The 9,692-nt window shown below is 64.5% G+C and carries 7 protein-coding genes and 2 rRNA genes; all 9 read right to left on the reverse strand.

Annotated elements, in window-relative coordinates:
• Positions 1–31 precede the first annotated feature (31 nt).
• Positions 32–931 (reverse strand): peptidoglycan DD-metalloendopeptidase family protein, encoded by a 900-nt coding sequence (locus tag AC4OR5_RS25290; RefSeq protein WP_003096656.1) that lies wholly within the window; start codon positions 929–931, stop codon positions 32–34.
• A gap of 116 nt (positions 932–1,047) precedes the next feature.
• Positions 1,048–1,950: a response regulator gene (locus tag AC4OR5_RS25295; RefSeq protein ID WP_003096657.1), complete on the reverse strand. Its 903-nt coding sequence runs from the start codon at positions 1,948–1,950 to the stop codon at positions 1,048–1,050.
• A gap of 118 nt (positions 1,951–2,068) precedes the next feature.
• Positions 2,069–2,797 carry a phosphate signaling complex protein PhoU gene (gene phoU, locus AC4OR5_RS25300; protein ID WP_003142030.1) on the reverse strand — a complete coding sequence of 243 codons (729 nt, stop codon included), beginning with the start codon at positions 2,795–2,797 and terminating at the stop codon, positions 2,069–2,071.
• 95 nt (positions 2,798–2,892) lie between these two features.
• Positions 2,893–3,726, reverse strand: a complete 834-nt coding sequence (gene pstB / locus AC4OR5_RS25305; protein WP_003096663.1) for a phosphate ABC transporter ATP-binding protein PstB — start codon at positions 3,724–3,726, stop codon at positions 2,893–2,895.
• A 15-nt stretch (positions 3,727–3,741) separates the two neighbouring features.
• On the reverse strand, positions 3,742–5,418 hold the full coding sequence (pstA, locus tag AC4OR5_RS25310) for a phosphate ABC transporter permease PstA (RefSeq protein WP_003096667.1): 1,677 nt from the start codon (positions 5,416–5,418) through the stop codon (positions 3,742–3,744).
• Between the two features lie 19 nt (positions 5,419–5,437).
• Complete coding sequence (locus tag AC4OR5_RS25315) at positions 5,438–7,471, reverse strand: ABC transporter permease subunit (protein ID WP_079992421.1); 2,034 nt, start codon at positions 7,469–7,471, stop codon at positions 5,438–5,440.
• 422 nt (positions 7,472–7,893) lie between these two features.
• Positions 7,894–8,865, reverse strand: a complete 972-nt coding sequence (pstS, locus tag AC4OR5_RS25320; RefSeq protein WP_003096673.1) for a phosphate ABC transporter substrate-binding protein PstS — start codon at positions 8,863–8,865, stop codon at positions 7,894–7,896.
• A gap of 403 nt (positions 8,866–9,268) precedes the next feature.
• Positions 9,269–9,384: ribosomal RNA gene (rrf, locus tag AC4OR5_RS25325) — 5S ribosomal RNA — on the reverse strand.
• A 143-nt stretch (positions 9,385–9,527) separates the two neighbouring features.
• Positions 9,528–9,692 (reverse strand): 23S ribosomal RNA (locus tag AC4OR5_RS25330); the annotation flags it as partial.

The raw sequence follows: 9,692 nt of genomic DNA on the forward strand, positions 1-9,692 counted from the left end.
GAGCCGGCGCCGCCACGGCGCCGGCGACTTTTCAAGGCTCGCGGACGATGGCGAAGTTCGGCAGGCTGTCGACCGGCTGGGCGAAGTCGTAGGGAATCGACTCCAGCGCCAGGCCGACGTTGCGCTGGATCACGAAGTGCAGGTGCGGCCCGCTGCTGTTGCCGGTGTTGCCGGAGCGCGCCAGCGGCGTGCCGACCTGGACCCGCTGGCCCTCGGCGACCAGCACCGAATGGCGCATCAGGTGCAGGTAGACGCCCATGGTGCCGTCGTCGTGCAGGATGCGGACGAAGTTGCCCGAGGGATTGTTGCCGCGCCCGCTCTGGTTGTTCTCGATCTTCACCACGGTGCCGCCGCGGGCAGCGATGATCGGCGTGCCCTCGGGCATGGCGATGTCCATCGCGTAGCGGCCCTTGGGGGTGAAGTGGCTGTACTTGCCATTGGCGCCCTGGGACAGGCGGAACGGCCCGCCGCGCCAGGGCAGCGGATAGCGATAGAGCAGCGGCTGCTGGCGCGGGTCGCCGAGCGCGTAGCGCAGCTTCGGCGTGTAGCTCATCGGCTTGCCGGCCTTACGCGGCGCCAGGGTCGCCAGGCGCACCTGGCTGCGCGCCGGGACCACCCAGCGAATCGGCCCGTCGGGCACCCCGACGGCATTGCGCGGGTTGCGGATCCGCAACTCGACCTCGACCGGCGCGTAGAGGTCGTTGCGCACCTGCAGGGTCTCGCCACCCGCGTGCTTCTTCGTCTCCAGCTTCACTTCCCGTTCCAGGTGCTCGACCATCCGGTCGCGGAAGACGAACACCTGCGCCCCGGCCACGGCGCGGTCGGAGTAGGTCACCACGCCATTGGCGTCGGTGTACTTGTAGATGGTCAGGGCCGCAGCCGGAGCTGCCGCGGCGAACAGGCCACAGAGAAGGAGAAGGCGCCCTAGCATGACTGCACGGATCGTGTCGTTCTGGTTATCCCGAATCGGCAAGACTAGCAGCGCTTTATTGCCAGGGCGAGACGACAGCGAGCGGGCTGTGAACGGATCGTCGGGAAAAAACCCGCTCAGGCGCCGGGAACGTAGTGCTTCTGGGTACTTCCGCGGGCGATCAGGCGCGACAGGTAGTCGAGCTTCTGCGGGTCGCGGTCGACGAAACGCAGGGTCAGCAGCAGCCAATCGCTATCCGGCTTCGGCTCCAGCGCGGCGATGGCGTGCAGGTAGCCGTTCAGGCGCGCCACGTCGCTGTTTTCCTCGAGGTCCAGCACCGCGCTTTCCAGCACCTGCGGCAGCGGGTCGGCGCGCTTCACCACCAGTTGCGCTTCCTTCAGGCTGACCGCCTTGATCACGCAGGGCATGCTGCTCTGCGGCAGGCGCAATTGCGCCTGGCCCAGCGGGTTGCCGCTGCCGGCGGGACGCGCGCTGGCCTGGGGAGCCGAAGCCGGCTTCGGCGCGGGGGCCGGTTTTGCCGGACTGGCGGCGGGCTTGATCACCTCGGCGCGACCGCCGGTCAGGGCGGCCAGCGAATCGTTGGCCATGCCGCTGGCGATCTCCCGGCGCGGCGCGTGGGCCGCCAGGGCTTCCAGCTTGCCGCTGCGGCTCAGGGCCTTCTTGATCTTGGCCACCAGCTGGTCATTGGAGAATGGCTTGCCGATGTAGTCCGACACCCCGGCCTGGATCGCCTGGACCACGTTCTCCTTGTCGCCGCGACTGGTGACCATGATGAACGGGGTAGTCTTGAGGTTTTCCTGGGCACGGCACCAGGTCAGCAGTTCGAGGCCGGACATCTCCGGCATCTCCCAGTCGCAGAGGATCAGGTCGACGTTCTGCCGACTGAGCAGTTGCTGGGCCTTGCGGCCGTTCACGGCCTCCTCGATATGAAGGCCGGGGAAGTTGTCGCGCAACCCTTTCTTCATCAGATCTCGGATGAAGGGGGCGTCATCCACCACTAGCGCGCTGACTTTGCTCATCGACTTCTCCTGGACAGGTTCGCCTAGGATAGCCTCCCCTGCTGGCAGGATGCCAAGCCTTGCTGCAGTCGCGCGAAGAAACAAGGCTCCAGGTCAAGGGAGCCTTGCCTGCGGAAGATCACTCGCCGCGGTTGTTCTCGACCTCTTCCTTCATGCGGGTCAGGCCGATGTGACGAACGTCGGTGCCGCGAACCAGGTAGATCACCAGCTCGGCGATGTTGCGCGCATGGTCGCCGATACGCTCCAGCGAGCGCAGGGCCCAGATGATGTTGAGCACGCGGGATATCGCCCGCGGGTCTTCCATCATGTAGGTGACCAGCTCGCGCAGGGCGGTCTTGTATTCGCGATCGACGGTCTTGTCGTACTGCGCCACGGACAGCGCCAGGTCGGCATCGAAGCGGGCGAAGGCGTCCAGTGCCTCCTGCACCATCCTCTGCACCTGGCTGCCGATGTGCCGAACCTCGACGTAGCCGCGCGGCGACTCGCCTTCCTCGCACAGCTGGATGGCGCGGCGGGCGACCTTGGAGGCCTCGTCGCCGATCCGCTCGAGGTCGATCACCGACTTCGAGATGCTGATGATCAGGCGCAGGTCGGAGGCCGCCGGCTGACGCCGGGCGAGGATACGCACGCACTCCTCGTCGATGTTGCGCTCCATCTGGTTGATCTGGTCGTCGATCTCGCGGACCTGCTGGGCGAGGCCGGAGTCGGCGTCGATCAGCGCGTTGACCGCGTCGTTGACCTGCTTTTCCACCAGCCCGCCCATGGCCAGGAGGTGGCTGCGCACATCCTCCAGCTCGGCGTTGAACTGCTGGGAGATGTGATGGGTGAGACTGTCTTTGTTGATCATGTGGGGAATCCTTCTGGAGCCGCTGCGACCGGTGACATCAACGAGCTACGGAGAGCGCCGGAGGCAGCGGTATCGCCGCGCCTCCGGACGCGCCGCTAGCCGTAGCGGCCGGTGATGTAGTCTTCGGTCTGCTTCTTCGCCGGGTTGGTGAACAGCGTATCGGTGTCGCCGAACTCGATCAGCTTGCCCATGTACATGAACGCCGTATAGTCGGAAACCCGCGCGGCCTGCTGCATGTTGTGGGTAACGATGACGATGGTGAACTTCGACTTCAACTCGTAGATCAGCTCTTCGATCTTCAGCGTGGAGATCGGGTCCAGCGCCGAGCACGGCTCGTCGAGCAGCAGCACTTCCGGTTCCACCGCGATGGTCCGGGCGATCACCAGGCGCTGCTGCTGGCCACCGGACAGGCCGAGGGCGGACTCGTGCAGGCGATCCTTCACCTCCTCCCACAGCGCAGCCCCCTTCAGCGCCCACTCGACGGCCTCGTCAAGTACGCGCTTCTTGTTGATGCCCTGGATACGCAGGCCGTAGACCACGTTCTCGTAGATGCTCTTGGGGAACGGGTTGGGCTTCTGGAACACCATGCCGACGCGACGGCGCAGCTCGGCGACGTCGACGCCCTTGGCGAAGATGTTGTGACCATCGAGGCGGATCTCACCTTCGACGCGGCAGCCATCCACCAGATCGTTCATCCGGTTGAAGCAGCGCAGCAGGGTCGACTTGCCGCAGCCGGACGGGCCGATGAAGGCGGTCACGCGCTGCTTCGGAATGTTCATCCGGACGTCGAACAGGGCCTGCTTGGCGCCGTAGAACAGGTTCAGCCCGGGCACTTCCAGTTCGACACTTTCGGAAGCCAGGTCGAGGCTCTGGCGGTCGCGGCCGAGCGCATCGAAGTTGATGCCGTGGCTGGCGGTCTCGTTTTGCATGGGAAGCTCCCTCAATCAGTTTTCCAGGGCCTTGTACTTCTCGCGCAGGCGATTGCGGATCGCGATGGCGGAGAAGTTCAGCAGGGCGATCACCACGACCAGCAGCAACGCCGTAGCGTATACCAGCGGCCGTGCGGCCTCGACGTTGGGGCTCTGGAAACCGACGTCGTAGATATGGAAACCGAGGTGCATGATCTTCTGGTCGAGATGCACGTACGGATAGTTACCGTCGACCGGCAGCGACGGTGCCAGTTTCACCACGCCGACCAGCATCAGCGGCGCCACTTCGCCGGCGGCACGAGCCACGGCGAGGATCAGGCCGGTCATCATCGCCGGGCTGGCCATCGGCAGGACGATCTTCCACAGCGTTTCCGCCTTGGTCGCGCCGAGCGCCAGGGAGCCTTCGCGGACCGCGCGCGGAATCCGCGCCAGGCCTTCCTCGGTGGCGACGATCACCACCGGCACGGCGAGGATCGCCAGGGTCAGCGAGGCCCAGAACAGTCCGGGGGTACCGAAGGTCGGCGCCGGCAGGGCCTCGGGGAAGAACAGCCGGTCGATGGAACCGCCCAGCACGTAGACGAAGAAGCCCAGGCCGAACACGCCGTAGACGATCGCCGGTACGCCGGCGAGGTTGTTCACGGCGATGCGGATCACCCGGGTCAGCGGCCCCTGCTTGGCGTACTCGCGCAGGTAGACCGCAGCGATCACGCCGAACGGGGTGACGATCAGCGCCATCACCAGGGTCATCATCACGGTGCCGAAGATCGCCGGGAAGATACCGCCCTCGGTATTGGCCTCGCGCGGATCGTCGCTGAGGAACTCCCAGAGCTTCTTGAAGTACACCGTCATCTTGGTGCCCAGGCCCATGGCGTTGGGCTGGTAGGCATGCACCAGCTTGCCAAGGGTGATTTCGCTCTCGCGGCCGCTGGCGTCGCGCATTACCACGCTGTCGCGGTTGAACTCCTGGTGCAGGCCGTTGAGCTGCTCTTCCAGGACCTTGTAGCGCGCCTGCAACTCGCTGCGCTCGGCGGCCAGGTCGGCCTGGGCGGCGGCGTCCAGCTTGCCGTCCAACTGCAACTTGCGCTCTTTCAGGCGCAGGCGCTCGAGACCGTGGTTGATCCCGCCGATGTCGCCCTTCTCCAGCTTGTAGAGCTTGGCGTAGAGGTCATCCACCCGCTGCATGCGCTTCTGCAGTTCGCCTACCGCGGCGTCGCCTTCGGCGACCACCTGGCCGTTCTCCTTGACGCTCAGCAGGTAGCCGTAGAAGTTGCCCCACTCGCGGCGTTCGAGAACCATCAGCGCTTCGGGACGCTTGATGTCCTGCAGCCACTCGCCGACGACCCAGGAGAAATCGCTGCCGTAAAGCTCGCGGTTGCCCAGCTTGAGCAGCTCGCGGGTCATGAATTCGGGGCCGGCCTCCGGGACCGGCATGCCGGCGCTGCGCAGGCGCGCGCGCGGCACTTCCTCGGCCTGGACCACCTCGCCGATCACGGTCTTGGCGGCTTCGCCAGGGATCTGGTAAGTCGCCTCGATGACGTTCGCCGGCCAGAAGTGGCCGAGGCCGCGTACCGCGATCACCGCCAGCAGGCCGATGGTCATGATCACCGCGATCGACACCGCGCCGGCGTTCATCCACACCCAGGGCGAGCCGCTGCCGAACCAGGCTTTGACGGTTTCCTGTTTCTGTTTCACAGAGCTATACCTCCGCCGCTTACAACGACGCGTATTTCTTGCGCAGACGCTGACGGATCAGCTCTGCCAGGGTGTTCATCACGAAGGTGAACGTCAGCAGTACCAGCGCCGAGAGGAACAGCACGCGGTAGTGGCTGCCGCCGACCTCCGACTCGGGCATCTCCACCGCGACGTTGGCCGCCAGGGTGCGCATGCCTTCGAAGATGTTCAGTTCCATCACCGGGGTATTGCCGGTCGCCATCAGCACGATCATGGTCTCGCCGACGGCGCGGCCCATGCCGATCATCAGCGCCGAGAAGATGCCTGGGCTGGCGGTCAGGATCACCACGCGGGTCAGCGTCTGCCAGGGCGTGGCGCCCAGGGCCAGGGAGCCGTAGGTAAGGCTGCGCGGCACGCTGAAGATGGCGTCCTCGGCGATCGAGAAGATATTCGGGATCACCGCGAAGCCCATTGCCAGCCCGACGATCAGGGCATTGCGCTGGTCGTAGGTGATGCCCAGGTCGTGGCTCAGCCAGAGGCGCATGTCGCCGCCGAAGAAGGTGGTCTCCAGGTGCGGGCTCAGCCACAGGGCGAAGGCGCCGACGGCGAGCACCACCGGGATCAGCAGCGCGGCTTCCCAGCCGGCCGGCAGGCTCAGGCGGATACGCTCGGGCAGGCGGCTCCAGAGCAGGCCGGCGAGAAGGATGCCCAGCGGCGTCAGCAACAGCAGGCTGAACACCCCTGGCAGGTGGCCTTCGACGTAGGGCGCCAGGAACAGGCCGGCGAAGAAGCCGAGGATCACCGTCGGCAGCGCCTCCATCAGCTCGATCACCGGCTTGACCTTGCGGCGCATCGCCGGAGCCATGAAATAGGCGGTGTAGACGGCGGCCGCGATGGCCAGCGGAGCTGCCAGGATCATCGCGTAGAAGGCGGCCTTGAGCGTGCCGAAGGTCAGCGGCGAGAGGCTCAGCTTCGGTTCGAAGTCGGTGGTCGCGGCGGTGGACTGCCAGACGTAGGCCGGCTTGTCGTAGCTCTCGTACCAGACCTTGCCCCAGAGCGCGCTCCAGGAGATTTCCGGGTGCGGGTTGCTCAGGGCGAAGCGGTGGATCTTGCCACCCTGCTCCAGCAGCAGGCGGTTGGCCCGCGGCGACAGGGTGATGACCCCGGAAGAGTCGGCGACCGGCTGGACCAGCAGGGTACGGTGCGCCGTGCTGTGGAAGACGCCGAGGTTGCCCTTCTCGTCCAGGGCGATGAAGCCCTTGCGCCGTTGTTCCGGAGCGATGGCGCTGATCGGCGCGCCATCCAGGTTGAAGTCGCGAACGTGCGACAGGCGCGGTTCGCCGTCGGTATCGCGAGCCATGAACCACTGGGCGATGCCACCCTTGGAATCGCCCACCAGCAGCGAGATGCCGCCCAACAGCTGGGTGCTCGCGGTGACCTCGGCGTTGGGGTCTTCCAGCAGCTTGTAGCGACCGTTCAACTGGCGGCTGTGCAGGTCGAACACATCGGCGGTGGCACGTCCGTTGATCACGTACAGCCACTGCTTGCGCGGGTCGAGGTAGATGGCTTTCACCGGTTCGGCGATCTGCGGGAGTTCGATGCGCTCCTCGTCCAGCGTGCTTTCGCCGGTCAGCATGTTCTCTTCGCGAGTCATGCTCAACAGCAGCAGTTGCTTGTCGACGGAGCCAGCCAGCAGCAGGCTGTCGTCGCCGGCATTGATGCTCACATGCTCCAGCGGGCGGCCCTGCGGATCGAGACCGATCGGGGTCTCGCCGTAGGGGAAGGCGATCTCCGGGGTGATGGTCTTCTTGTTGTCCGGGTAGGTGACCTTGTAGGTGTGCTGGAACACCAGCACCTGTCCGTTGGACAAGCCCAGGGCGACCGTCGGGCTGCCCGGCTGGTCCTGGGCGATCGAGCGGATCTCGGTGCCCGCCGGAAGCGGCAGAGCGACACGCTTCAGTTCGACACCGGTCTTGGCGTTGAAGAAGAGGATCTCGCCCTGGCCGCCAACGCGCATGGCCACCTGGTTCTGCTCCTCGATGCTGAGCAGCAGGGGCACCTGCGCCTGCTGCATCCAGGCCGGAGTCAGCGCTTCGCGGGTCTCCAGGTCGGCGCCGCGGAACAGCGGGAGCACGACGTAGGCCAGGTAGAAGAAGATCAGGGTGATCGCCGCCAGCACGGCCAGGCCGCCGACCAGCACGTACCAGCGGGTCAGGCGGTCCTTGAGGGCACGGATGCGGCGCTTGCGTTGCAGGGCTGGCGTATTGAAGTCAATCCGCTCGGGAGCAAGGGAGGAGTTCATCGGGGAGTTGGCCATGTCGTTCATGGGGTGACACCCTAAAGGCTCTGTATGACAGACAGATGACAGCAACATGACGCAACAAAGCCCGCCAGCAGAGCCTCGCTGGCGGGAAAGGCCGGCGGGTCCTAGCGCCCGCCGGCAGAGCCTTCATGCCTGGACGGCCCATCGCTGGGCCATCCGCTCAAGTCACTGGATTACAGGCCCAGTTCCTTGATCGCCTTCTCGGCCACCTTGGCCGGCAGCGGGATGTAGCCGTCCTTGACCACGACCTGCTGGCCGGTCTTGGACAGAACCAGCTTGAGGAACTGAGCCTCCAGCGGATCCAGCGGCTTGTTCGGCGCCTTGTTCACGTAGACGTAGAGGAAGCGCGACAGCGGGTAGGTGCCGTTCAGGGCGTTCTGCTCGTTGTCCTCGACGAAGGCAGCGCCTTCCTTCTTGGCCAGGGCCACGGTCTTCACGCTGGCGGTCTTGTAGCCGATACCGGAGTAGCCGATGCCGTTCAGCGACTGGCTGACCGACTGCACCACAGAAGCCGAACCCGGCTGCTCGTTGACGTTCGGACGGAAGTCGCCTTTGCACAGGGCTTCTTCCTTGAAGTAGCCGTAGGTGCCGGAAACCGAGTTGCGGCCGAACAGTTGCACCGGCTTCTTCGCCCAGTCGCCGGTCAGGCCCAGGTCGCCCCAGGTCTTCACGTCCTGCTTGCTGCCGCACAGGCGGGTAGCGGAGAAGATCGCATCGACCTGCTGCATGGTCAGGCCTTTGATCGGGTTGTCCTTGTGCACGAAGATCGCCAGGGCGTCGACAGCGACCGGGACGGCGGTCGGCTTATAGCCGTACTTCTGCTCGAAAGCCTGCAGCTCGACGTCCTTCATCTTGCGGCTCATCGGGCCCAGGTTGGCGGTGCCTTCGGTCAGGGCCGGCGGCGCGGTGGAAGAACCGGCAGCCTGGATCTGGATGTTCACGTTCGGATAGAGGCGCTTGTACTCCTCGGCCCACATGGTCATCAGGTTGGCCAGAGTGTCGGAGCCGACGCTCGACAGGTTGCCCGACACACCGCTGGCTTTCTGATATTCCGGCAGCGCCGGGTCGATCGCGGCTACCGCGGAAGCGGCGCCTACGCCTGCGGCGACGAACGTCAGGGCCGCCATCAAACGCTTGAGTTTCATGCCTTGCTCCTTGGACAGGATGGGGTTGGATGGAACGGGGGCCAGTATCGTCAGGCCGCATGAAGACTCTATGAAAGGAATGTGACAGTTGGATGAAATGCCATCAGCCTTCCGACATTTTTCCGCAAGCCTTGGGAGAAGCCCTGCCACACCCCTGAAAGCCTGGAGACACAAGGGCTCCAGCCTTTCACGGAGGGGCCCGGGAGGCCCTCTGGAGCGCGTTTTCGATCCGCCTGGGGGAGGTAGCCGTCCATCCGTTTCATGCAGGATGGGTAGTTTCCAGGGCAATTGTGACAGTCGCCGCCGGCATTCGCAGTCGAGAAAAGAAGCGAGGAAGCACGCCTTTTTCCGCGCGCAAAAGCAAAACCCCCGGTCATCACTGACCAGGGGTTTTGGGATAGGAGCTTGACGATGACCTACTCTCACATGGGGAGACCCCACACTACCATCGGCGATGCGTCGTTTCACTTCTGAGTTCGGGAAGGGATCAGGTGGTTCCAACGCTCTATGATCGTCAAGCAATTCGGTTGGATATCCGTTCGCTTGGGCTTACGTCTATCCATATTCAGGTATGTGATTTCAAGGTGTTTGCGGTTCATGCGAACTTTCGGTTCGTCGACTTCACCTTACAACACACAATCGTCAGATTGTTTGGGTGTTATATGGTCAAGCCTCACGGGCAATTAGTACTGGTTAGCTCAACGCCTCACAACGCTTACACACCCAGCCTATCAACGTCGTAGTCTTCGACGGCCCTTCAGGGGAATCAAGTTCCCAGTGAGATCTCATCTTGAGGCAAGTTTCCCGCTTAGATGCTTTCAGCGGTT

Source organism: Pseudomonas sp. YA1 (assembly GCF_058680555.1).

Excerpts from the sequence above, each read along its gene's own strand:
- AC4OR5_RS25290 (WP_003096656.1), bottom strand. The coding sequence starts at position 931 with ATGCTAGGGCGCCTTCTCCTTCTCTGTGGCCTGTTCGCCGCGGCAGCT.
- AC4OR5_RS25295 (WP_003096657.1), bottom strand. The coding sequence starts at position 1,950 with ATGAGCAAAGTCAGCGCGCTAGTGGTGGATGACGCCCCCTTCATCCGA.
- phoU (WP_003142030.1), bottom strand. The coding sequence starts at position 2,797 with ATGATCAACAAAGACAGTCTCACCCATCACATCTCCCAGCAGTTCAAC.
- pstB (WP_003096663.1), bottom strand. The coding sequence starts at position 3,726 with ATGCAAAACGAGACCGCCAGCCACGGCATCAACTTCGATGCGCTCGGC.
- AC4OR5_RS25315 (WP_079992421.1), bottom strand. The coding sequence starts at position 7,471 with ATGCAGCAGGCGCAGGTGCCCCTGCTGCTCAGCATCGAGGAGCAGAAC.
- pstS (WP_003096673.1), bottom strand. The coding sequence starts at position 8,865 with ATGAAACTCAAGCGTTTGATGGCGGCCCTGACGTTCGTCGCCGCAGGC.